The organism is Enterobacter sp. 22499, from assembly GCF_052044815.1.
GTDB lineage: Bacteria > Pseudomonadota > Gammaproteobacteria > Enterobacterales > Enterobacteriaceae > Enterobacter > Enterobacter bugandensis.
Genome location: NZ_JBQENR010000004.1, coordinates 242,076 through 263,812 on the forward strand (window position 1 = coordinate 242,076; position 21,737 = coordinate 263,812).

The 21,737-nt window shown below is 55.1% G+C and carries 22 protein-coding genes; 14 read left to right on the forward strand and 8 right to left on the reverse strand.

Translation table 11 applies throughout. The features are described from left to right. Position 1: 1 nt before the first annotated feature. The 10 genes from lpxD to tilS all read left to right on the forward strand — a co-directional run bounded on the left by lpxD (position 2) and on the right by tilS (position 12,647). Positions 2-1,027: a UDP-3-O-(3-hydroxymyristoyl)glucosamine N-acyltransferase gene (gene lpxD / locus ACTJI7_RS14600; RefSeq protein WP_236298691.1), complete on the forward strand. Its 1,026-nt coding sequence runs from the start codon at positions 2-4 to the stop codon at positions 1,025-1,027. Between the two features lie 102 nt (positions 1,028-1,129). Continuing rightward, the gene (fabZ, locus tag ACTJI7_RS14605; RefSeq protein ID WP_010426706.1) at positions 1,130-1,585 is read left to right on the forward strand and encodes a 3-hydroxyacyl-ACP dehydratase FabZ; all 456 of its coding nucleotides are present in this window, start codon (positions 1,130-1,132) and stop codon (positions 1,583-1,585) included. Positions 1,586-1,588: 3 nt separating this feature from the next. Further along, positions 1,589-2,377, forward strand: a complete 789-nt coding sequence (gene lpxA / locus ACTJI7_RS14610) for an acyl-ACP--UDP-N-acetylglucosamine O-acyltransferase (RefSeq protein ID WP_041911189.1) — start codon at positions 1,589-1,591, stop codon at positions 2,375-2,377. Further along, on the forward strand, positions 2,377-3,525 hold the full coding sequence (gene lpxB, locus ACTJI7_RS14615) for a lipid-A-disaccharide synthase (RefSeq protein ID WP_041911188.1): 1,149 nt from the start codon (positions 2,377-2,379) through the stop codon (positions 3,523-3,525). The genes lpxA and lpxB overlap by 1 nt, the downstream gene beginning before the upstream one ends. Next, complete coding sequence (gene rnhB, locus ACTJI7_RS14620) at positions 3,522-4,118, forward strand: ribonuclease HII (protein ID WP_028015588.1); 597 nt, start codon at positions 3,522-3,524, stop codon at positions 4,116-4,118. Before lpxB ends, rnhB begins: the two co-directional genes overlap by 4 nt. Positions 4,119-4,156: 38 nt before the next feature. Continuing rightward, the gene (dnaE, locus tag ACTJI7_RS14625) at positions 4,157-7,639 is read left to right on the forward strand and encodes a DNA polymerase III subunit alpha (RefSeq protein WP_041911187.1); all 3,483 of its coding nucleotides are present in this window, start codon (positions 4,157-4,159) and stop codon (positions 7,637-7,639) included. 12 nt (positions 7,640-7,651) lie between these two features. Beyond that, positions 7,652-8,611, forward strand: a complete 960-nt coding sequence (gene accA / locus ACTJI7_RS14630; RefSeq protein ID WP_013095666.1) for an acetyl-CoA carboxylase carboxyl transferase subunit alpha — start codon at positions 7,652-7,654, stop codon at positions 8,609-8,611. Positions 8,612-8,711: 100 nt separating this feature from the next. After that, positions 8,712-10,844, forward strand: a complete 2,133-nt coding sequence (locus ACTJI7_RS14635) for a lysine decarboxylase LdcC (RefSeq protein ID WP_048960343.1) — start codon at positions 8,712-8,714, stop codon at positions 10,842-10,844. A 65-nt stretch (positions 10,845-10,909) separates the two neighbouring features. After that, entirely contained in the window at positions 10,910-11,299 is a 390-nt protein-coding gene (locus tag ACTJI7_RS14640) for a VOC family protein (protein ID WP_028015591.1), read from the forward strand. 58 nt (positions 11,300-11,357) lie between these two features. Further along, a complete protein-coding gene (gene tilS / locus ACTJI7_RS14645; protein ID WP_236298693.1) occupies positions 11,358-12,647 on the forward strand; it encodes a tRNA lysidine(34) synthetase TilS in 1,290 nt (429 codons plus the stop codon). Positions 12,648-12,675: 28 nt separating this feature from the next. On the opposite strand, the gene rof is transcribed toward tilS, so the two are convergent. Beyond that, entirely contained in the window at positions 12,676-12,936 is a 261-nt protein-coding gene (gene rof, locus ACTJI7_RS14650; RefSeq protein WP_028015593.1) for a Rho-binding antiterminator, read from the reverse strand. Next, positions 12,923-13,123, reverse strand: coding sequence for a YaeP family protein (locus ACTJI7_RS14655; protein WP_008501889.1), 201 nt, complete (start codon positions 13,121-13,123; stop codon positions 12,923-12,925). Before ACTJI7_RS14655 ends, rof begins: the two co-directional genes overlap by 14 nt. A gap of 196 nt (positions 13,124-13,319) precedes the next feature. Here ACTJI7_RS14655 and ACTJI7_RS14660 point away from each other — a divergent pair, with 196 nt between their 5' ends. Genes ACTJI7_RS14660 through nlpE form a run of 3 tightly spaced genes read left to right on the forward strand, consistent with a single transcriptional unit; the run spans position 13,320 to position 15,017 of the window. Further along, the gene (locus tag ACTJI7_RS14660) at positions 13,320-13,865 is read left to right on the forward strand and encodes a YaeQ family protein (RefSeq protein WP_028015594.1); all 546 of its coding nucleotides are present in this window, start codon (positions 13,320-13,322) and stop codon (positions 13,863-13,865) included. After that, positions 13,862-14,284, forward strand: coding sequence for an alternative ribosome rescue aminoacyl-tRNA hydrolase ArfB (gene arfB, locus ACTJI7_RS14665; protein ID WP_028015595.1), 423 nt, complete (start codon positions 13,862-13,864; stop codon positions 14,282-14,284). Before ACTJI7_RS14660 ends, arfB begins: the two co-directional genes overlap by 4 nt. Positions 14,285-14,318: 34 nt before the next feature. After that, entirely contained in the window at positions 14,319-15,017 is a 699-nt protein-coding gene (gene nlpE, locus ACTJI7_RS14670) for an envelope stress response activation lipoprotein NlpE (RefSeq protein WP_048960338.1), read from the forward strand. A 47-nt stretch (positions 15,018-15,064) separates the two neighbouring features. Here the strand turns inward: nlpE and proS are convergent, their stop codons facing one another. The 6 genes from proS to metN form a co-directional block, all read right to left on the reverse strand. Then, positions 15,065-16,783 carry a proline--tRNA ligase gene (gene proS, locus ACTJI7_RS14675; protein WP_028015597.1) on the reverse strand — a complete coding sequence of 573 codons (1,719 nt, stop codon included), beginning with the start codon at positions 16,781-16,783 and terminating at the stop codon, positions 15,065-15,067. Positions 16,784-16,895: 112 nt separating this feature from the next. Then, the gene (tsaA, locus tag ACTJI7_RS14680; RefSeq protein WP_193066669.1) at positions 16,896-17,603 is read right to left on the reverse strand and encodes a tRNA (N6-threonylcarbamoyladenosine(37)-N6)-methyltransferase TrmO; all 708 of its coding nucleotides are present in this window, start codon (positions 17,601-17,603) and stop codon (positions 16,896-16,898) included. Next, positions 17,600-18,004 carry an Rcs stress response system protein RcsF gene (gene rcsF, locus ACTJI7_RS14685; protein WP_008501883.1) on the reverse strand — a complete coding sequence of 135 codons (405 nt, stop codon included), beginning with the start codon at positions 18,002-18,004 and terminating at the stop codon, positions 17,600-17,602. Before rcsF ends, tsaA begins: the two co-directional genes overlap by 4 nt. 106 nt (positions 18,005-18,110) lie before the next feature. Continuing rightward, positions 18,111-18,926 (reverse strand): methionine ABC transporter substrate-binding lipoprotein MetQ, encoded by an 816-nt coding sequence (gene metQ / locus ACTJI7_RS14690; protein WP_014168729.1) that lies wholly within the window; start codon positions 18,924-18,926, stop codon positions 18,111-18,113. A 40-nt stretch (positions 18,927-18,966) separates the two neighbouring features. Beyond that, positions 18,967-19,620: a methionine ABC transporter permease MetI gene (locus ACTJI7_RS14695; RefSeq protein WP_003856130.1), complete on the reverse strand. Its 654-nt coding sequence runs from the start codon at positions 19,618-19,620 to the stop codon at positions 18,967-18,969. Continuing rightward, positions 19,613-20,644 (reverse strand): methionine ABC transporter ATP-binding protein MetN, encoded by a 1,032-nt coding sequence (gene metN, locus ACTJI7_RS14700; protein ID WP_028015600.1) that lies wholly within the window; start codon positions 20,642-20,644, stop codon positions 19,613-19,615. The genes ACTJI7_RS14695 and metN overlap by 8 nt, the downstream gene beginning before the upstream one ends. A gap of 188 nt (positions 20,645-20,832) precedes the next feature. Between metN and gmhB the strand changes: the two genes are divergently transcribed. After that, positions 20,833-21,399, forward strand: a complete 567-nt coding sequence (gene gmhB / locus ACTJI7_RS14705; RefSeq protein ID WP_224066294.1) for a D-glycero-beta-D-manno-heptose 1,7-bisphosphate 7-phosphatase — start codon at positions 20,833-20,835, stop codon at positions 21,397-21,399. Positions 21,400-21,737: the final 338 nt, after the last annotated feature.

A 21,737-nucleotide genomic window follows, 5' to 3' on the forward strand; every position in this document is an offset into this window, starting at 1 on the left:
AATGCCTTCAATTCGACTGGCTGATTTAGCTCAGCAGTTGGGTGCAGAATTACACGGTGATGGCGATATCGTCATCACCGCTGTTGCGTCCATGCAATCTGCTAAAGCTGGCACGATTACCTTCATGGTAAGCCCTAAGTACCGTGAACAACTGGCTCAATGCCAGGCGTCAGCTGTTGTTCTGACGCAGGACGATCTTCCTTTTGCCACTGGAAGCGCGCTGGTAGTGAAAAATCCCTACCTGACGTATGCACGCATGGCTCAAATTCTTGATACCACGCCGCAGCCGGCGCAGAACATTGCTGCCAGTGCAGCGATTGATCCGACGGCTAAGCTGGGTAACAACGTGGCCGTTGGCGCGAATGCGGTTATTGAATCTGGCGTTGAGCTGGGCGATAACGTCGTCATTGGCCCCGGATGCTTCGTTGGGAAAAATACGAAAATCGGCGCTGGCACCCGTTTATGGGCCAATGTGTCCGTTTATCATGAAGTTGAAATCGGCGAAAATTGCCTCGTCCAGTCCAGTACCGTGATTGGTTCTGATGGCTTTGGTTACGCGAACGATCGCGGTAACTGGGTTAAGATCCCGCAGCTTGGTCGCGTTATTATTGGCGATCGCGTGGAGATCGGGGCCTGTACCACGATCGATCGTGGTGCACTCGACGACACGATTATTGGCAATGGTGTTATCATCGATAACCAGTGCCAGATTGCGCATAACGTTGTGATTGGCGACAATACCGCGGTTGCGGGGGGCGTCATCATGGCGGGCAGCCTGAAAATTGGTCGTTACTGCATGATTGGCGGCGCGAGCGTGATTAATGGCCATATGGAAATATGCGACAAGGTGACGGTGACGGGCATGGGCATGGTAATGCGTCCTATCACTGAACCTGGCGTCTATTCCTCCGGTATTCCGCTGCAACCCAACAAGGTATGGCGTAAAACAGCAGCTCTGGTGATGAACATTGATGATATGAGCAAGCGACTCAAGTCTCTTGAGCGTAAGATCGATCAACAAGACTAAACGTCACCCGTTTAACGCTATCTTTCCCGGCCTGTCGGCTTTCTAATAAACCGGCAGGCCGTGTTATTATTGTTATCAGTACATTTTGACAGGAAGAGTATTTTGACTACTGACACTCATACTCTGCATATTGAAGAGATTTTAGAACTTCTGCCGCACCGCTACCCGTTTTTGCTGGTAGACCGTGTGCTGGATTTTGAAGAAGGTCGTTTTCTGCGCGCAGTGAAAAATGTTTCCGTGAACGAGCCGTTCTTCCAGGGACACTTCCCGGGTAAGCCTATCTTCCCGGGTGTGTTGATTCTGGAAGCGATGGCTCAGGCTACCGGTATTCTGGCGTTTAAAAGCGTCGGTAAGCTGGAGCCGGGTGAATTGTATTACTTCGCAGGTATTGATGAAGCACGCTTCAAGCGTCCTGTCGTGCCTGGTGATCAGATGATCATGGAAGTCACTTTTGAAAAAACGCGTCGTGGCCTGACTCGCTTCAAAGGCGTAGCGCTGGTTGACGGCAAAGTTGTTTGCGAAGCGACGATGATGTGTGCTCGTAGCCGGGAGTCCTGATACGTGATTGATAAATCCGCCTTTATTCATCCTACCGCTATTGTGGAAACCGGTGCCATTATTGGCGCAAACGTCCACATTGGCCCGTTTTGTATTGTTGGACCCCATGTCGAAATTGGTGAGGGTACAGTACTTAAATCTCACGTTGTCGTGAATGGTCACACGACCATTGGCTGCAATAACGAGATCTATCAGTTCGCTTCCATCGGCGAAGTTAACCAGGATCTGAAATATGCTGGTGAGTCGACCCGTCTGGAAATTGGCGATCGTAACCGTATTCGCGAAAGCGTCACCATTCATCGTGGAACAGTGCAGGGTGGTGGGTTGACGAAGGTGGGCAGCGACAACCTGTTCATGGTGAATGCGCACATTGCGCACGACTGTGCCGTGGGCGATCGCTGTATTCTTGCCAACAACGCAACGCTGGCAGGACACGTATCGGTTGATGACTTCGCAATTATTGGCGGCATGACCGCAGTCCATCAGTTCTGCATCATTGGTGCACACGTGATGGTCGGCGGATGCTCCGGTGTGGCGCAGGACGTCCCGCCGTATGTGATTGCGCAGGGCAACCATGCCACGCCGTTTGGCGTGAACATCGAAGGCCTCAAGCGTCGTGGCTTTAGCCGCGAAGCGATTACTGCTATCCGCAACGCGTACAAACTGCTGTACCGTAGCGGTAAAACGCTGGAAGAGGCGAAGCCGGAAATTGCCGAGCTGGCGAATAAGCATCCTGAAGTGAACGCGTTCATGGAGTTCTTTGACCGTTCCACGAGGGGTCTGATTCGTTAATGGTCGACAGTCGTCCGCTTACGATAGCCCTGGTCGCCGGAGAAACCTCCGGCGATATTCTTGGTGCAGGTCTCATCCGGGCGCTTAAGGCGCGCGTACCCAATGCTCGCTTTGTTGGCGTGGCAGGCCCGCTGATGCAGGCCGAAGGCTGTGAAGCCTGGTATGAAATGGAAGAGCTGGCCGTGATGGGCATCGTCGAGGTGCTGGGGCGCCTGCGACGCCTGCTGCATATTCGTGCCGATCTCACCCGCCGCTTTACCGAACTCAAACCCGATGTGTTTGTCGGTATCGATGCACCTGATTTCAACATTACCCTCGAAGGTAATCTGAAAAAGCAGGGCATCAAAACCATTCACTATGTCAGTCCGTCCGTGTGGGCGTGGCGACAGAAACGCGTTTTCAAAATCGGACGGTCCACCAACCTGGTGCTGGCTTTCCTGCCTTTCGAAAAAGCGTTTTACGACAGGTTTAATGTTCCGTGCCGTTTTATCGGTCATACCATGGCGGATGCGATGCCGCTGGATCCGGATAAAAACGCGGCGCGAGACGTGCTGGGTATCCCGCATGATGTGCACTGTCTGGCGTTGCTGCCGGGCAGCCGTGGCGCAGAGGTCGAGATGCTGAGCGCTGATTTCCTGAAGACCGCGCAGATTCTTCGCCAGACCTGGCCCGATCTTGAAGTGGTTGTGCCGCTGGTGAATGCCAAACGCCGCGAGCAGTTCGAGCGTATCAAAGCCGACGTTGCCCCGGATCTTCACGTTCGTCTTCTCGACGGGAAAGGGCGGGAAGCCATGTATGCAAGCGATGCCGCACTGCTGGCTTCCGGCACGGCAGCGCTGGAGTGTATGCTGGCGAAATGCCCGATGGTGGTCGGTTATCGCATGAAGCCGTTTACCTTCTGGCTGGCAAAACGTCTGGTGAAAACGGATTATGTCTCCCTGCCAAACCTGCTTGCCGGGCGCGAGCTGGTGAAAGAGCTGTTGCAGGATGAGTGCCAGCCGCAGGCGCTTGCGGATGCCCTGCTGCCGCTGCTGGCCAACGGCAAGACCAGCCACCAGATGCACGATACTTTCCGTGAACTGCATCAGCAGATCCGCTGTAATGCTGATGAGCAGGCGGCTGATGCAGTGCTGGAGTTAGCAAAATGATGGAATTTACTTATCCCCACACGCACCTCGTTGCCGGAGTGGATGAAGTCGGGCGCGGCCCGTTGGTCGGTGCCGTGGTGACCGCGGCGGTGATCCTCGATCCAACGCGCCCGATTATGGGTCTGAACGACTCAAAAAAACTCAGTGAGAAGCGCCGCCTGGCGCTGTTCGATGAAATTAAAGAGAAGGCGCTGGCGTGGAGCGTCGGGCGCGCAGAGCCGAATGAAATCGACGATCTGAATATTCTGCACGCCACGATGCTGGCAATGCAGCGAGCCGTTGCTGGCCTGAAGGTTGTGCCTGAATATGTACTGATCGACGGTAACCGTTGCCCGGCGCTGCCGATGCCTTCGATGGCCGTCGTTAAAGGCGACAGCCGCGTCGCAGAGATCAGTGCAGCTTCTATTATTGCCAAAGTGACGCGCGACGCCGAAATGGCCGCGCTGGACCTCACTTATCCCGCGTATGGTTTCGCCCAGCATAAGGGATATCCAACGGCTTTCCATCTGGAAAAGCTGGCTGAACATGGCGCAACTGAACATCATCGGCGCAGCTTTGGCCCGGTGAAGCGCGCGCTGGGACTGGTGTCCTGAATCAAGACGCAAGCAATTAAGTAACGCGGGATCTGAAGATGGCTGAACCACGTTTCGTACACCTGCGGGTGCATAGCGACTACTCCATGATCGATGGGCTGGCAAAGACCGGGCCGCTGGTAAAAAAGGCGGCCTCGCTTGGCATGCCTGCGCTGGCGATCACCGATTTTACCAACCTGTGCGGCCTGGTTAAGTTCTACGGGACGGCGCATGGCGCGGGGATGAAGCCTATCGTCGGTGCGGATTTCCATGTGCAGAGCGATCTCATCGGCGATGAACTGACGCAAATCTCCGTGTTGGCGATGAACAATACGGGTTACCAAAACCTCACTCTGCTTATCTCAAAAGCCTATCAGCGCGGTTATGGGGCGCTGGGGCCGTGGATTGACAGGGAATGGCTGGCTGAGCTAAACGAAGGGCTGCTGCTGATCTCCGGCGGCCGCATGGGCGATGTCGGTAAATCCCTGCTGCGCGGTAACAGCGCGCTGGTGGATCAGTGCGTCTCGTTCTATGAAGAGTACTTCCCGAATCGTTACTATCTGGAGCTGATTCGCACCGGCCGCCAGGATGAAGAGAACTATCTGCACGCTGCTGTCGCACTGGCAGAAGAGCGCGGCTTGCCCGTGGTGGCAACGAATGACGTGCGTTTCCTGGAGTCCGGCGATTTTGACGCGCATGAAATTCGCGTCGCTATCCACGATGGCTTCACTCTCGACGATCCAAAGCGTCCGCGGAACTACTCATCGCAGCAGTATATGCGCAGCGAAGAGGAGATGTGCGAGCTCTTCTCTGACATTCCGGAAGCGCTGGAAAACAGCGTAGAGATTGCCAAGCGCTGTAACGTGACCGTGCGCCTCGGCGAATACTTCCTGCCGCAGTTCCCGACCGGGGACATGACCACGGAAGATTTCCTGGTCATGAAATCGAAAGAAGGTCTGGAAGAGCGTCTCGAATTCCTGTTCCCGGATGAAGAAGAGCGTAAAAAACGTCGTCCGGAGTATGACGAACGCCTGGATATTGAACTCCAGGTGATTAACCAGATGGGCTTCCCGGGCTACTTCCTGATTGTAATGGAGTTTATCCAGTGGTCGAAGGATAACGGCGTGCCGGTAGGTCCGGGCCGTGGCTCGGGTGCGGGCTCACTGGTGGCGTATGCGCTGAAAATTACCGACCTCGATCCGCTGGAATTTGACCTGCTGTTCGAACGTTTCCTTAACCCGGAACGTGTTTCCATGCCCGACTTCGACGTCGACTTCTGCATGGAAAAACGCGACCAGGTGATTGAGCACGTGGCCGATATGTACGGTCGTGACGCGGTTTCGCAGATCATTACCTTCGGTACCATGGCGGCGAAAGCGGTTATCCGCGACGTGGGCCGCGTGCTGGGCCACCCGTACGGTTTTGTCGATCGTATTTCAAAGCTGGTGCCGCCCGATCCGGGCATGACGCTGGCAAAAGCCTTTGAAGCTGAACCTCAGCTGCCGGAAATCTACGAAGCTGATGAAGAGGTAAAAGCGCTGATCGACATGGCGCGCAAGCTGGAAGGCGTGACGCGTAACGCCGGTAAGCATGCGGGGGGCGTGGTTATCGCCCCGACCAAAATCACCGACTTTGCGCCGCTCTACTGCGACGAAGCGGGCCAGCACCCGGTCACCCAGTTCGATAAAAACGACGTGGAATACGCCGGGCTGGTGAAGTTCGACTTCCTCGGCCTGCGCACGCTGACCATCATCAACTGGGCGCTGGAGATGATCAACGCCCGCCGCGAGAAGAACGGCGAGCCGCCGCTGGATATCGCGGCCATCCCGCTGGATGACAAGAAAAGTTTCGACATGCTGCAGCGCTCGGAGACGACAGCCGTCTTCCAGCTTGAATCCCGCGGCATGAAAGATCTAATTAAACGCCTGCAGCCCGACTGCTTCGAAGATATGATCGCGCTGGTGGCCCTGTTCCGTCCGGGCCCGCTGCAGTCAGGGATGGTGGATAACTTTATCGACCGTAAACACGGGCGCGAAGAGATTTCCTACCCGGACGTGCAGTGGCAGCATGAAAGCCTGAAGCCTGTGCTGGAGCCGACCTACGGCATCATCCTGTATCAGGAACAGGTCATGCAGATCGCCCAGGTGCTTTCCGGCTATACCCTTGGCGGCGCGGACATGCTGCGTCGTGCGATGGGTAAGAAAAAGCCGGAAGAGATGGCCAAGCAGCGCTCCATCTTTGAAGATGGGGCGAAGAAAAACGGCGTCGATGGCGAACTGGCGATGAAAATCTTCGACCTGGTGGAGAAATTCGCCGGGTACGGATTTAACAAATCTCACTCCGCCGCCTATGCTTTGGTTTCTTATCAAACGCTGTGGCTCAAGGCCCACTATCCCGCTGAGTTTATGGCGGCGGTAATGACCGCCGATATGGACAACACCGAGAAGGTGGTTGGCCTGGTGGACGAGTGCTGGCGCATGGGGCTGAAGATCCTGCCGCCGGATATTAACTCGGGTCTGTACCATTTCCACGTTAACGATGACGGGGAGATCGTCTACGGGATCGGCGCGATCAAAGGCGTGGGTGAGGGGCCGATCGAGGCGATCATCGAAGCGCGTAATAACGGCGGCTACTTCCGTGAGCTGTTCGATCTGTGCGCCCGTACCGATACCAAAAAACTGAACCGCCGCGTGCTGGAAAAACTGATCATGTCCGGCGCGTTTGACAGGCTGGGGCCACACCGTGCCGCGCTGATGAACTCGCTCGGCGATGCGTTGAAGGCGGCCGATCAGCATGCAAAAGCGGAAGCCATTGGCCAGGCGGATATGTTCGGCGTGCTGGCGGAAGAGCCAGAGCAGATCGAGCAGTCCTATTCCAACTGCCAGCCGTGGCCAGAACAGGTGGTACTGGATGGAGAGCGGGAAACGTTAGGTCTGTACCTGACGGGGCACCCGATCAACCAGTATCTTAAAGAAATTGAGCGCTATGTCGGCGGCCACAGGCTTAAAGACATGCATCCGACAGAACGTGGTAAGATCACCACGGCTGCGGGGCTCGTGATTGCTGCAAGGGTAATGGTCACCAAGCGCGGCAATCGTATCGGCATCTGTACGTTAGATGACCGTTCCGGGCGTCTGGAGGTGATGCTGTTCACCGACGCGCTGGATAAATACCAGCAATTGCTGGAAAAAGACCGCATACTTATCGTCAGCGGACAGGTCAGCTTTGATGACTTCAGCGGGGGGCTTAAAATGACCGCCCGCGAAGTGATGGACATTGACGAAGCCCGGGAAAAATATGCTCGCGGGCTTGCTATCTCGCTGACGGACAGGCAAATTGATGACCAGCTTTTAAACCGACTCCGTCAGTCTCTGGAACCCCACCGCTCGGGGACCATTCCAGTACATCTCTACTATCAGAGGGCGGATGCACGTGCGCGGTTGCGCTTTGGTGCAACGTGGCGTGTCTCTCCGAGCGATCGTTTACTGAACGATCTCCGTGGCCTCATTGGTTCGGAGCAGGTGGAACTGGAGTTTGACTAATACAGGAATACTATGAGTCTGAATTTCCTTGATTTCGAACAGCCGATTGCTGAGCTGGAAGCGAAAATCGATTCTCTGACAGCGGTAAGCCGTCAGGATGAAAAACTGGATATTAACATCGACGAAGAAGTGCATCGTCTGCGCGAAAAAAGCGTAGAACTGACGCGCAAAATCTTTGCCGATCTCGGCGCATGGCAGATCGCGCAGCTGGCGCGTCATCCACAGCGTCCGTACACCCTGGATTATGTCCGCCTGGCGTTTGACGAATTTGACGAACTGGCAGGCGACCGCGCATACGCTGACGATAAAGCTATCGTTGGCGGCATCGCGCGTCTGGATGGACGTCCGGTGATGATCATTGGTCACCAGAAAGGCCGTGAAACCAAAGAGAAGATCCGTCGTAACTTCGGTATGCCAGCACCAGAAGGCTACCGTAAGGCCCTGCGTCTGATGGAGATGGCTGAGCGTTTCAATATGCCAATCATCACCTTCATCGACACGCCGGGTGCATACCCAGGCGTAGGCGCGGAAGAGCGCGGCCAGTCTGAAGCTATCGCACGCAACCTGCGCGAGATGTCTCGCCTGAAGGTACCGGTCATCTGTACCGTTATCGGTGAGGGTGGTTCTGGCGGTGCGCTGGCGATTGGCGTGGGCGATAAAGTGAATATGCTGCAGTACAGCACCTATTCCGTTATCTCCCCGGAAGGCTGTGCGTCCATTCTGTGGAAAAGCGCCGACAAAGCGCCGCTGGCCGCTGAAGCGATGGGCATCATTGCGCCGCGTCTGAAAGAGCTGAAGCTGATCGACACCGTTATCCCGGAGCCTCTGGGCGGCGCGCATCGTAAGCCGGAAGTGATGGCTGCTTCCCTGAAAGCACAGCTGCTGGCCGACCTGGCCGATCTGGACGTCCTGAGCAAAGAAGATCTGCTCAATCGTCGTTACCAGCGTCTGATGACCTACGGTTACGCGTAAGCTTCACAATTATCTGAAAAGCCGCACATTGTTGCGGCTTTTTTTATACCTGCCGTTTACCTTAACTATGCTTATCTGATGTTTTTCAAGGAGGTAAACCATGAACATCATTGCCATCATGGGGCCACACGGCGTCTTTTATAAAGACGAGCCCATCAAGGAGCTGGAGCAAGCTCTTAAAGCACGCGGATATCAGCTAATCTGGCCGCAAAACAGCGCCGATCTGCTGAAATTCATCGAACATAATCCGCGCATCTGTGGCGTGATATTCGACTGGGACGAATACGACATGGAGCTGTGCAGCGAGATCAACAGGCTGAATGAATACCTTCCGCTCTACGCCTTTATCAACACTCACTCGACCATGGACGTGAGCGCGCACGATATGCGCATGGCGCTGTGGTTCTTCGAATACGCGCTCGGCGTGGCCGAGGACATTGCGACCCGCATTCAGCAGTACACCGGTGAATACCTGGATAACATCACGCCGCCGTTTACGCGCGCGCTGTTCACCTATGTGAAAGAGGGGAAATACACCTTCTGTACGCCGGGACACATGGCCGGAACGGCCTATCAAAAAAGCCCGGTGGGGTGCCTGTTCTACGATTTCTTCGGCGGCAACACCCTGAAAGCAGACGTGTCGATTTCAGTGACCGAGTTAGGCTCTCTTCTGGATCACACCGGCCCACATCTTGAAGCTGAAGAGTATATCGCCCGCACCTTTGGCGCCGAGCAGAGCTATATGGTGACCAACGGCACCTCGACCTCGAACAAAATCGTCGGGATGTACGCCGCGCCAACCGGAAGCACGTTGCTGATTGACCGTAACTGCCATAAATCGCTGGCGCACCTGCTGATGATGAGCGACGTCGTCCCGATCTGGCTGTCACCCACGCGTAACGCGCTCGGTATCCTCGGCGGCATTCCGCGCCGGGAGTTCACGCACCAGGCCATCGAAAGTAAGGTTGCGGCGATCCCCGACGCAAGCTGGCCTGTCCATGCGGTAATCACCAACTCCACCTATGACGGTCTGCTGTATAACACGAACTGGATCAAGCAGACGCTGGACGTACCGTCGATCCACTTCGATTCCGCGTGGGTGCCCTATACCAACTTCCACCCGATTTACTCGGGCAAAAGCGGGATGAGCGGCGAGCGCGTGCCGGGCAAGGTATTTTTCGAAACGCAGTCGACGCACAAAATGCTGGCCGCGTTTTCGCAGGCTTCGTTAATCCATATTAAAGGCGAGTACGACGAGGATACGTTTAATGAAGCCTTTATGATGCACACCACCACCTCACCGAGCTATCCGCTGGTGGCCTCTATCGAGACGGCGGCGGCGATGCTGCGCGGCAATCCGGGTAAACGCCTGATTAACCGCTCGGTGGAACGGGCGCTGCATTTCCGTAAAGAGGTCCAGCGGCTGAAGGATGAGGCCGACGGCTGGTTCTTTGATATCTGGCAGCCGGAAGAGATCGACGAGGCGGAGTGCTGGCCCGTCGCGCCGGGAGAGAGCTGGCATGGCTTTCGGGATGCCGATGCGGACCACATGTTTCTCGATCCTGTGAAGGTGACGATCCTGACGCCGGGTATGGACGAACAGGGCGTGATGGGCGAGGAGGGGATCCCCGCCGCGCTGGTGGCGAAGTTCCTTGACGAGCGCGGCGTGGTGGTGGAGAAGACCGGTCCTTACAATCTGCTGTTCCTGTTCAGCATCGGGATCGATAAAACACGGGCGATGGGTTTGCTCCGCGGGCTGATGGAGTTCAAGCGCGCCTACGATCTGAACCTGCGGGTGAAGAACATGCTGCCGGATCTCTACGCGGAAGATCCTGACTTTTACCGCAACATGCGCATTCAGGATCTGGCTCAGGGTATCCACCGACTGATCCGCCAGCACGATCTGCCGCGCCTGATGCTCCAGGCGTTTGACGTCCTGCCTGATATGAAGCTGACGCCGCACAAGGCCTGGCAGCGGCAGGTGAAAGGCGAAGTCGAAACCGTTGAGCTGGAAAATCTGGTCGGGCGGGTATCGGCCAACATGATCCTGCCGTATCCGCCGGGCGTGCCGCTGCTGATGCCGGGTGAGATGATCACCGAGGAGAGCCGGGCGGTGCTCGATTTTCTGCTGATGCTCTGTTCGGTGGGGCGTCACTACCCGGGCTTTGAAACGGATATTCACGGCGCGAAACGCGACGAAAACGGCGTTTACTGGGTGCGAGTCCTAAAATAAAGGTGACCGCTTGCCAGGTGTGGGTTTTCGGTTGTAACGTTCAGGCATCATAAAAAGGAGAAGCTATGCTGGGTTTAAAAGCGGTTCACCATATTGCGATCATCGCCACCGATTATGCGAAAAGTAAGGCCTTCTACTGCGACATTCTTGGCTTTACGCTCATGAGCGAGGCCTACCGCGAGGAGCGTGACTCCTGGAAGGGCGATCTCGCGCTAAACGGGCAGTATGTGATTGAGCTGTTCTCTTTTCCTTTCCCGCCTTCGCGTCCGTCCCGCCCGGAAGCCTGCGGCCTGCGTCATCTGGCTTTCAGCGTTGATGACCTTGATAGCGCAGTAAAACACCTGGAAGCGCACGGCGTGACGTGCGAGGCGATTCGCGTCGATCCCTTTACCGATAAGCGTTTCACCTTTTTCAACGATCCGGACGGCCTGCCGCTGGAGCTTTACCAGCAGTAATGTTTGTCCTGTGTGATAATGCCCGCTCAGTTCGGGCATTTTTTATGTGTAATTTCCTATGACCTTACCTGCTATCGCACAAGCCGTTTCACCGTACCGCCAGCTGCTGGTGGGGTTTAGCGGTGGCCTGGATTCCACCGTGTTGCTACATCGCCTTAAGCTCTGGCGCGACCGGGACCCTGGCGTCCAGCTTCGGGCTATACATATCCACCACGGACTAAGCCGTCATGCAGAGGAGTGGGTGGCGCACTGTGAAGCCTTGTGTGAGGCGTGGGCTATCCCGCTCATCGTTGAGCGCGTCACGCTTGCTGATGAAGGATTGGGTATTGAGGCGCAGGCGCGTAAAGCCCGCTATGCCGCTTTTGCCTGCGTATTGCTGCCCGGCGAAGCGCTGGTCACGGCGCAGCATCTGGACGATCAGTGCGAAACCTTTTTGCTGGCGCTTAAGCGGGGCAGCGGACCCGCGGGGCTTTCCGCCATGCCGGCGCGTTCAGAGTTTGCCGGGACGCAATTATTACGGCCGTTGCTTGGCGAGACACGCGCGTCGCTGGAAGCCTGGGCGCGAGAACATCAGCTGAGCTGGATTGAAGATGAGAGCAACCAGGACGACAGCTACGATCGTAACTTCCTGCGTCTGCGCGTCATCCCGCTTTTAAGCGAGCGCTGGCCGCATTTCGCCGACGCGACGGCAAGAAGCGCTATGCTGTGTGCCGAACAGGAGAGCCTGCTGGATGAGTTACTCCGCGAGGAGTTGTCTGACCTCATTTCAGAAGACGGAGCGCTGGCAATTGCGCCTCTGGAGGCGATAAGCCCGGCGCGTCGGGCCGCGCTGTTACGTCGCTGGCTCGCCACGCATCATGCTGCGATGCCGTCGCGGGCAATGCTTAGCCGTATCTGGGACGAAGTCGCGCAGGCGCGGGAAGATGCTTCCCCCTGCGTACACCTCAGTGGATATGAGGTCAGACGCTTTAAAGGCAAACTCTGGTGGGTAAAATACTCCCCCTCGCTGACCGATGTGGTGCTTCACTGGACCTCACCAGAGGCACCGCTGATATTGCCCCAGGACACGGGGAGTGTCTCTCTGATGCCGACTGGCCATGTGCGTCTGCCAAAGCCCGGTGAACCCGTCAGCGTGCGCTTTAAGGCTGGCGGCTTGCTGCATATCGTCGGACGCAACGGGGGACGGAAGCTGAAAAAGATATGGCAGGAGTACAACGTGCCGCCGTGGCTGCGCGACACCACGCCGCTGCTGTTCTACGGTGAAACGCTGATTGCTGCTGCAGGGGTGTTCATCACGGAAGAGGGGTGGATAGAAGAGGGTGCCAGCTTCGAGTGGCGGAAAGCGTAACGGGCAGCCCGGCTGCCCGTTAATGTCATCAGGATTCGCTCACCACGACGGTGCCGATTTGCGGGTGGCTGAAGCTGGCTATTTTGTCCAGACGCAGCTCGCGCGTCGCACCGGCATCTTCCACGACCAGGTATTCCACATTCTTGCGAGAAAGCAGATCGCTGGCCTTCGCCTTCAACACTTCGCCATCTTTTAGCTCCAGCGTCAGTATTAAATGATGCTGGCAGGCGAGTTCGAGGTTGTCATAGTCATCACAATTGATGGGTTGATAAGTATCATTCATCGACATAATCGCTCACCAGTAAATTCGCCGCAGCATACGCTGCTTTTTCCCTGACCGACTCTGAAAGGCTCTCATCAGAGGCCACTTCATTAAGCACCTTCAATACACAGCCCAACGCGTCCGGGACATACCCCAGATCTCCGCTGGCGATTTCCGCATACCGTTTGCGAATTAACTCACAATAATTATTCACATCCCCTCCCGCCAGCGCACTGACTTACTGTGAGATATCATTAAGCCTACGAAGATAAACTCGGTTTAGCAAGGTGACTATACCATACTCATTTAAGCAATATCAGCGCCTTGATAGCGGTGTATTTATTACTCAGTAACAGCCTTTTGCCTCCGTTTTCGCTACAATGTGCGGCTGATTCGAATGGAGTTCTCTCATGGCGCTGAAAGCGACAATTTATAAAGCAGTGGTCAACGTGGCCGATCTTGATCGCAACCAGTTTCTGGACGCGTCGCTTACGCTGGCACGCCACCCCTCCGAAACACAGGAGCGTATGATGCTGCGCCTGCTGGCGTGGATTAAGTATGCTGATGAACGTCTGCAGTTTACCCGTGGGTTGAGCGCGGAAGACGAGCCTGAAGCCTGGCTGCGCAACGACCATCTGGGGATCGATTTATGGATTGAACTCGGTCTGCCGGACGAGCGCAGGATTAAAAAGGCGTGTACTCAGTCTGCGGAAGTGGCGTTATTCGCCTATAACCAGCGCGCGGCGGAGATTTGGTGGCAGCAAAATAAGAATAAATGCGCGCAGTTTAAAAATCTCGCCGTCTGGTATCTGGATGATGAACAGCTGGCGCAGCTGAGCGAGTTCGCCAGCCGGACGATGGCGCTGCAGGCAACGATCCAGGACGGAGCCATCTGGCTTTCTGATTCTCAGAATAATCTGGAAATTCATCTGACAGCCTGGCAGCCTGCGCCATGATCGTCTTGTCCCGAAGCGTCAGCATCCCTGATAGCGAGCTGGAGATCGCCGCCATCCGTGCTCAGGGCGCGGGCGGGCAGCACGTCAACAAGGCGTCGACGGCTATCCATTTGCGTTTTGACATTCGGGCCTCAAGCCTGCCAGAGTATTATAAAGAAAGTCTGCTTGCCGCCAGCCATCACTTGATCACCAGCGATGGTGTGATTGTGATCAAAGCCCAGGAGTACCGCAGCCAGGAATTAAACCGGGAAGCGGCGCTAGCCAGGCTGGTGGCGGTCATCAAAGAGTTAACGGCAGTACAAAAAAGCCGCCGGGCAACGCGGCCAACCCGCGCATCGAAAGAGCGTCGGCTGTCCTCGAAAGCCCAAAAATCCACAGTGAAAGCATTACGCGGTAAAGTTCGTCGCCCGATGGAGTGACGAAAGGGAACACAATTTTCATAAGGAATTCATTGTGAAAAAAGCATTATTTTCAGCGCTGGCAGTGAGTACATTGTTTGCGCTTTTCGGGTGTAACAACCGTTCTGAAACGCAGGTTTTGCAGCCAGCGCAGAATGAAGAGTTAAAGCCAATGCAGCAGAGCTGGCGCGGCGTATTGCCTTGCGCGGACTGCGAAGGCATTGAAACGTCACTGTTCCTGCAAAAAGACGGTACCTGGGTGATGAACCAGCGCTACCAGGGCGCGAAAGAACCCTCTTCATTTGCCACCTACGGGACATGGGCGCGTACGGCGGAGAAGCTGGTCCTGACGGATACCTCCGGTGACAAAACCTGGTTCCGCCCTAAAGGTGAGAACATGGAAATGCTCGACCGGGAAGGCAATCCGATTGAATCCCAGCTCAACTACACGCTGACGCCGGTGAAAGCGGCGCTGCCAGCCACGCCAATGGCGATGCGGGGGATGTATTTCTATATGGCGGATGCGGCGATCTTTACTGACTGCGCTACCGGTAAGAAAGTCAGCGTGGCAAACAATGCGCAGCTTGAACGTGATTACGCCGTGGCGCGCGGCAATGACAGCAAGCCGGTATTGCTGACGGTTGATGGCCACTTTACGCTGGAGCCAAACCCGGATAGCGGGGAGATGGTGAAAACGCTGGTGGCAGATAAAGACGCGAAGTTTGTCGCGGGTAAAGACTGTAACAGTAAATAAATTGACGTTGAGCCATTAAAAAACCCCGCCAGAGCGGGGTTTTTTGTTTAGCCTTTGATGGCTTTCACCAGGTAATCAAGAATATCGCCGGTCTTGATCATCTGTTTTTCGCCGCTGCGACGGTATTTGTATTCAATCTCATCGCTGTCGAGGTTACGGTCGCCGATGACGACGGTGTGCGGGATACCGATCAGTTCCATATCGGCAAACATCACGCCCGGACGCTCTTTACGGTCATCCATCAGCACTTCGATACCCTGAGCGCGCAGCTCGGCGTACAGCTTCTCGGCCAGCTCCTGCACGCGGTAAGATTTGTGCATGTTCATTGGCAGAATGGCTACCTGGAACGGCGCGATATTGTCCGGCCAGACGATGCCGCGCTCGTCGTAGTTCTGCTCGATGGCCGCAGCCACCACGCGCGTTACCCCGATACCGTAGCAGCCCATGGTCAGGATCTGGTTACGGCCATCTTCACCCTGAACGGCGGCGTTCAGCGCACGAGAGTATTTATCACCCAGCTGGAAGATGTGGCCCACTTCGATACCGCGCTTGATCATCAGCGTACCCTGGCCGTCCGGGCTTGGGTCGCCTGCAACCACGTTACGGATGTCTGCCACTTCTGGCGTCGCTACGTCGCGATCCCAGTTGATGCCGAAGTAATGTTTACCGTCGATGTTAGCACCCGCGGAGAAGTCGCTCATTGCAGCAACCGTGCGGTCAATAACGACAGGAACCGGCATATTCACCGGACCGAGAGAGCCTGGGCCGGCATTCACGACGGCGCGGATTTCCGCTTCCGTGGCGAACGTCAGCGGGCTGGCGACCTGCGGCAGCTTTTCGGCTTTCACTTCGTTCAGTTCATGATCGCCACGCACCAGCAGGGCAACCAGCGGGTAAGCGCTGCCTTCGGTGGATTTCACCAGCAGCGTTTTCACGGTTTTTTCGACTGGCAGACTGAACTGCTCAACCAGCTCGGCGATGGTTTTCGCGTTTGGCGTATCAACCAGCGTCATCTCTTGCGTTGCCGCACCGCGAGGTTCTTTTGGTGCCAGCGCTTCTGCAAATTCGATGTTCGCCGCGTAGTCTGAAGAGTCAGAGAAGATCACATCGTCTTCACCGCTCTGCGCCAGAACCTGGAACTCATGGGACGCGCTACCGCCGATGGAGCCGGTATCAGCCTGCACAGCGCGGAAATCCAGACCCATGCGGGAGAAGATTTTGCTGTAAGCCTCGTACATTTTGTCGTAGGTCTCTTGCAGCGATTCCTGTGACGTATGGAAAGAGTAGGCATCTTTCATCAGGAATTCGCGAGAGCGCATCACGCCGAAACGTGGGCGCACTTCGTCACGGAACTTGGTCTGGATCTGGAAGAAGTTCAGCGGCAGCTGTTTGTAAGAGCTCAGCTCGTTACGAATCAGATCGGTAATGACTTCTTCATGCGTTGGACCGAGAACGAACGGACGCTCGCCGCGATCGACGAAGCGCAGCAGTTCTGGGCCATATTGCTCCCAACGACCGCTCTCCTGCCACAGGTCAGCGGGCTGAACCACGGGCATGGACACCTCGATAGCACCGGCGTTGTTCATCTCTTCACGCACGATGTTTTCGACTTTTTTCAGGACGCGCACGCCGGTCGGCAGCCAGGTGTATAACCCGGAGGCCAGCTTGCGGATCATCCCGGCGCGCAGCATCAGCTGATGGCTGATCACTTCGGCGTCGGCAGGTGTCTCCTTCAGAGTGGAGAGCAGATATTGGCTAGTACGCATGTTGTTACGGTTCCATTTCGACGATTGGAACAGGCTGAAACGCCAGCCTGACACAAAAAAAGTGGTTTAGTTTACCAGTGTGGCAAAGATGCCAAAAGAGAGGAGAACAAAATTACCTGGGTTCAAGGGCAAACACTTCGAAACCTGCCCCAGTGACGCGCCAGCGCACGTTAAAATCCAGCAGCCAGACGGCGTACGTCTTTCCTGCTTCCTCTTCTTTGCGGTAGGCCGGACGGGGGTCCTGTGCCAGAACTTCAGTGATGAAATGCCGTAAGCGAGGATAGCGTTTCTCCAGCTGACTCAGCTGTAAGGCTATCTCAGGCGTAAACGAGACTGGCATATCCGCCTGCGGTGCGTCCTGAGCGTAGCTTGCACGCGCATTCGGGAGGGATTCGGCGAAAGGCAAATAGGGTTTAATGTCGATAACCGGCGTGCCGTCAACCAGGTCCAGGCTGCCCAGCTCAAGGATGACCTGATCCTTCTGGCAACGTATGCCTTTCAGTTCAACCAGCGACATCCCGATCGGATTGGGGCGGAAGGTCGAACGAGTCGCAAACACGCCCATTCTCGCATTTCCGCCCAGGCGCGGGGGACGCACGGTGGGACGCCAGCCGCCTTCCATTGTCTGGTGAAAAACAAATACCACCCATAAGTGACTGAAAGACCCGAGCCCGCGTACCGCATCGGCCTGGTTATAAGGTGCCTGAAGATGAAGCTCGCCGCTGCCGCTGGTGACCAGACCGGGCTGGCGGGGCACGGCGAACTTCTCTTTATACGGAGAGTGGATAACGCCTATTTGCTCAAACTGAAATGCACTCATTTCGCCGTAATGTTCAGCGCAGAACCGATGCAAACCGCCTGACGGTAGCAGCCCGGCGTGCCGCTGGTGACTTCGCAGCTGTGCAGCAGCACCGCGTTAGCTTTCATTTTTGCGGCGTTAATCTGCATGCGTTTACGCGCAGTCGGGATATTCGGTGGAGAGTCCTGATTGGTTGCCTGACAGGATTCACCGCTCACTTCACCCAGTTCACGGAACGGTTTGCCGACCAGTTCGTCAGCCTTGGTGATAATGCGAACCGGCGCAGGGCGAACCACTTTCGGTTTTGCAGGCTCTGTTTTTGGCGGGGTTGCCGTGCTTTGAACGGGTTCAACAGGAGATCTGCTTAGCATAGAACAGCCGCTCAGCATGAGTGCTAAAAGACAGATCGGTAAAGCACGCATAATAATTCCTCAATGGATAATCAAAACGTCAGATATTGAATCAGGTGACTGCACAAATGACAAGACGGGCATAAGCCCGTCCTGATGATATTACACTGAGGTGAGATTACCAGCCTTTAACAGCGCCGCCGTTAAACACTTTGTTGGCTTCCTGGTAAACTTCGTCTGACTGATAGGCCTGGACGAACTTCTTCACGTTTTCCGCGTCTTTGTTATCTTCGCGAGTCACGATCAGGTTAACGTACGGAGAGTCTTTATCTTCAACGAAGATACCGTCTTTCGCTGGCGTCAGGCCAATCTGGCTGGCGTAAGTGGTGTTGATGACGGCCAGGGCAATCTGCGCATCGTCCAGAGAACGCGGCAGCTGCGGTGCTTCCAGTTCAACAATTTTCAGATTTTTCGGGTTCTCGGTGACATCCAGAACGGTTGGCAGCAGGCCAACGCCGTCTTTCAGTTTGATCAGGCCCACTTTCTGCAGCAGCAGCAGGGAGCGTCCAAGGTTGGTTGGATCGTTAGGCACGGCTACCTGAGAACCCGGCTGCAGTTCGTCCAGCGATTTAATTTTCTTGGAGTAGCCTGCAATCGGGTAGACGAAGGTGTTACCCACGCCAACCAGCTTATAGCCGCGATCTTTGATCTGCTGATCCAGGTATGGCTTATGCTGGAAGGCGTTGGCGTCGATATCGCCTTTGCTCAGCGCTTCGTTCGGCAGAACGTAATCGTTGAAGGTTACGAGCTCAACGTCCAGACCGTATTTTTCTTTCGCCACTTTCTGAGCAACTTCAGCAACCTGCTGTTCTGCACCTACGATAACGCCCACTTTAATATGGTTTGGATCTTTTTCGTCCTGACCGCAACCCACCAGTGCCAGAGATCCAATCAGCGCGCCTACTGCTGCAAAGGTCTTTAATTTAAACGCCATGTTTTATCCTTAACTCGTCGAGTTTGTGTTGTGTGTAACGTTATTTGTGAGTAACAGCCCGGACGATGCGATCGCCAGAGAACTGGATTAAGTAAACCAGAACAACCAGCAATACCAGAACGGTATTCATCACGGTAGCGTTATATCCAATATAGCCGTACTGATAACCAATCTGTCCTAAACCGCCAGCGCCAACTGCACCGCCCATCGCGGAATACCCTACCAGAGTAATAAGCGTAATCGTTGCCGCGTTCACCAGGCCCGGCAGTGCTTCAGGCAGCAGAACCTTGCGGACGATCTGCATAGGAGTTGCCCCCATTGCACGAGAAGCTTCAATCAAACCGGTTGGGATCTCCAGCAGGGCGTTCTCCACCATACGGGCGATAAACGGCGCAGCGCCTACGGTCAGCGGAACGATAGCCGCCTGCAGACCAATCGATGTGCCGACGATCACGCGGGTAAACGGAATCATCCACACCAGCAGAATAATAAACGGGATGGAACGGAAGATATTCACCAGCGCGGAGAGCGTACGGTAGAGCTTCGCGTTCTCAATGATTTGACCCGGACGCGTCACGTACAGCAGTACGCCTACCGGCAGGCCAATCACAAAACCAAAGAAACCCGATACAAAGGTCATTGCCAGCGTTTCCCAAACGCCGCGAACCAGTAGCCACATCATCGGCTCAGACATAACCCAGTACCTCTACTTTTACATGATGTTCTTGCAGCCAGGCAATTGCCGCCTGGGTTTCTTCCTGCGTGCCGTGCATTTCCGTCAGCATGATGCCGAACTTCACGCCACCGGCGTAATCCATCTGCGCGCTAATAATGTTGTTGTTCACGTTAAAGCGACGCGCGGTTTCGGAAAGCAGAGGGGCATCAACGGACTGACCGGTGAATTCCATACGCAACATCGGGACGCTGTCCGCCGTTGCCTCGGTTTTCAAACGCTCCAGATAATCTTCTGGAATATCCAGATGCAGCGTGGACTGAATAAACTGCTGCGCCAGCGGCGTTTTCGGATGGGAAAATACTTCGCTTACCGTGTCCTGCTCGATCAGTTCACCGTTGCTAATGACCGCCACGCAGTCGCAGATGCGTTTCACCACGTCCATCTCGTGCGTAATAAGGAGGATCGTCAGGCCCAGGCGACGGTTAATGTCCTTCAGCAGTTCCAGAATAGAACGTGTGGTGGCCGGATCCAGTGCGCTGGTAGCTTCGTCGCACAGCAGTACTTTTGGGTTGCTGGCCAGCGCGCGAGCAATAGCAACACGCTGCTTCTGCCCACCGGACAGATTTGCCGGGTAGCTATCATGCTTATCACCCAGACCCACGAGGTCGAGCAGTTCGGTAACGCGACGCTTAACTTCTTCTTTCGGCGTGTTATCCAGCTCCAGCGGTAAGGCGACGTTGCCGAACACCGTGCGGGAAGCCAGCAGGTTAAAGTGCTGGAAGATCATGCCAATTTGACGGCGCGCTTTGGTGAGTTCTTTTTCTGAAAGGGCGGTAAGTTCCTGACCGCCAACTTCTACGCTGCCCTGGGTTGGGCGCTCAAGCAGGTTAACACAACGGATGAGCGTGCTTTTACCTGCACCCGATGCGCCAATGACGCCATAAATTTGACCAGCAGGAACATGCAGGCTGACGTTGTTCAGCGCCTGAATGGTTCGGTTCCCCTGCTGGAACACTTTGGTGATATTGGAAAGTTTAATCATTAGATTATTTTTATCGTATGTAAGTTAGCCGTGGCATTTTCTTCTGCCAGATACGGGTGATGACCGTAAACAAAACGGATGTTAAGGCATCCAGACGTCTAAATCAATCCAACTCTGTACGATGAGCACTTTATTGCGCTGCGATTCATGAGATACTAGCTCAACAGGCCTTTTTCAGGAGCAAACCGGTGGCAAAATCAGTACCCGCAATTTTCCTCGACCGTGATGGCACTATTAATGTGGATCACGGTTATGTGCATGAGATCGATGAATTCGAATTTATCGACGGCGTTATAGAGGCAATGCGCCAGCTAAAAGAGATGGGCTTTGCGCTGGTGGTCGTAACGAACCAGTCCGGCATCGCGCGTGGTAAGTTCACCGAAGCGCAGTTTGAGACGCTGACGGAATGGATGGACTGGTCGCTGGCCGATCGTGGGGTCGATCTTGATGGCATTTACTACTGCCCGCACCACCCGCAGGGAACGGTAGAAGAGTATCGTCAGACCTGTGACTGCCGTAAACCGCATCCGGGCATGTTTAACTCTGCGCAGGAGTTCTTGCACATTGATATGGCTGCTTCTTATATGGTGGGCGATAAGCTGGAAGATATGCAGGCAGCGGCAGCGGCGGGAGTGGGTACCAAAATATTAGTGCGTACCGGTAAGCCCGTAACACCAGAAGCAGAAAGTGCAGCGGATTGGGTGATTAATAGTCTGGCAGAGCTGCCAAAAGAGATAAAAAAGCATCAGAAATAGCCTTTTTGGCGAAAAGGTGAGCGGTCGAAATAAAAATGCATATTTCCGCTTGTCATTCCTTGGCAGCTCCCTATAATGCGCCTCCATCGACACGGCGGATGTGAATCACTTCACAGTTAACCCGGTCGGTTGAAGAGAAAAAATCCTGAAATAACGGGTTGACTCTGAAAGAGGAAAGCGTAATATACGCCACCTCGCGACGGTGAGCGAAAGCCGCGTTGCACTGCTCTTTAACAATTTATCAGACAATCTGTGTGGGCACTCAAAGTGACATGGATTCTTAACGTCCTCGGACGAAAAATGAATACCAAGTCTCTGAGTGAACATACGTAATTCAT

What these genes read in the sequence shown, in the direction of transcription:
- ACTJI7_RS14660 (WP_028015594.1), top strand. Translation starts at nt 13,320, where the DNA reads ATGGCGCTGAAAGCGACAATTTATAAAGCAGTGGTCAACGTGGCCGAT.
- dnaE (WP_041911187.1), top strand. Translation starts at nt 4,157, where the DNA reads ATGGCTGAACCACGTTTCGTACACCTGCGGGTGCATAGCGACTACTCC.
- ACTJI7_RS14695 (WP_003856130.1), bottom strand. Translation starts at nt 19,620, where the DNA reads ATGTCTGAGCCGATGATGTGGCTACTGGTTCGCGGCGTTTGGGAAACG.
- rof (WP_028015593.1), bottom strand. Translation starts at nt 12,936, where the DNA reads ATGTCGATGAATGATACTTATCAACCCATCAATTGTGATGACTATGAC.
- accA (WP_013095666.1), top strand. Translation starts at nt 7,652, where the DNA reads ATGAGTCTGAATTTCCTTGATTTCGAACAGCCGATTGCTGAGCTGGAA.
- tilS (WP_236298693.1), top strand. Translation starts at nt 11,358, where the DNA reads ATGACCTTACCTGCTATCGCACAAGCCGTTTCACCGTACCGCCAGCTG.
- tsaA (WP_193066669.1), bottom strand. Translation starts at nt 17,603, where the DNA reads ATGAGTGCATTTCAGTTTGAGCAAATAGGCGTTATCCACTCTCCGTAT.
- lpxD (WP_236298691.1), top strand. Translation starts at nt 2, where the DNA reads ATGCCTTCAATTCGACTGGCTGATTTAGCTCAGCAGTTGGGTGCAGAA.
- metQ (WP_014168729.1), bottom strand. Translation starts at nt 18,926, where the DNA reads ATGGCGTTTAAATTAAAGACCTTTGCAGCAGTAGGCGCGCTGATTGGA.
- ACTJI7_RS14640 (WP_028015591.1), top strand. Translation starts at nt 10,910, where the DNA reads ATGCTGGGTTTAAAAGCGGTTCACCATATTGCGATCATCGCCACCGAT.
- metN (WP_028015600.1), bottom strand. Translation starts at nt 20,644, where the DNA reads ATGATTAAACTTTCCAATATCACCAAAGTGTTCCAGCAGGGGAACCGA.
- rnhB (WP_028015588.1), top strand. Translation starts at nt 3,522, where the DNA reads ATGATGGAATTTACTTATCCCCACACGCACCTCGTTGCCGGAGTGGAT.
- proS (WP_028015597.1), bottom strand. Translation starts at nt 16,783, where the DNA reads ATGCGTACTAGCCAATATCTGCTCTCCACTCTGAAGGAGACACCTGCC.
- arfB (WP_028015595.1), top strand. Translation starts at nt 13,862, where the DNA reads ATGATCGTCTTGTCCCGAAGCGTCAGCATCCCTGATAGCGAGCTGGAG.
- ACTJI7_RS14635 (WP_048960343.1), top strand. Translation starts at nt 8,712, where the DNA reads ATGAACATCATTGCCATCATGGGGCCACACGGCGTCTTTTATAAAGAC.
- lpxB (WP_041911188.1), top strand. Translation starts at nt 2,377, where the DNA reads ATGGTCGACAGTCGTCCGCTTACGATAGCCCTGGTCGCCGGAGAAACC.
- rcsF (WP_008501883.1), bottom strand. Translation starts at nt 18,004, where the DNA reads ATGCGTGCTTTACCGATCTGTCTTTTAGCACTCATGCTGAGCGGCTGT.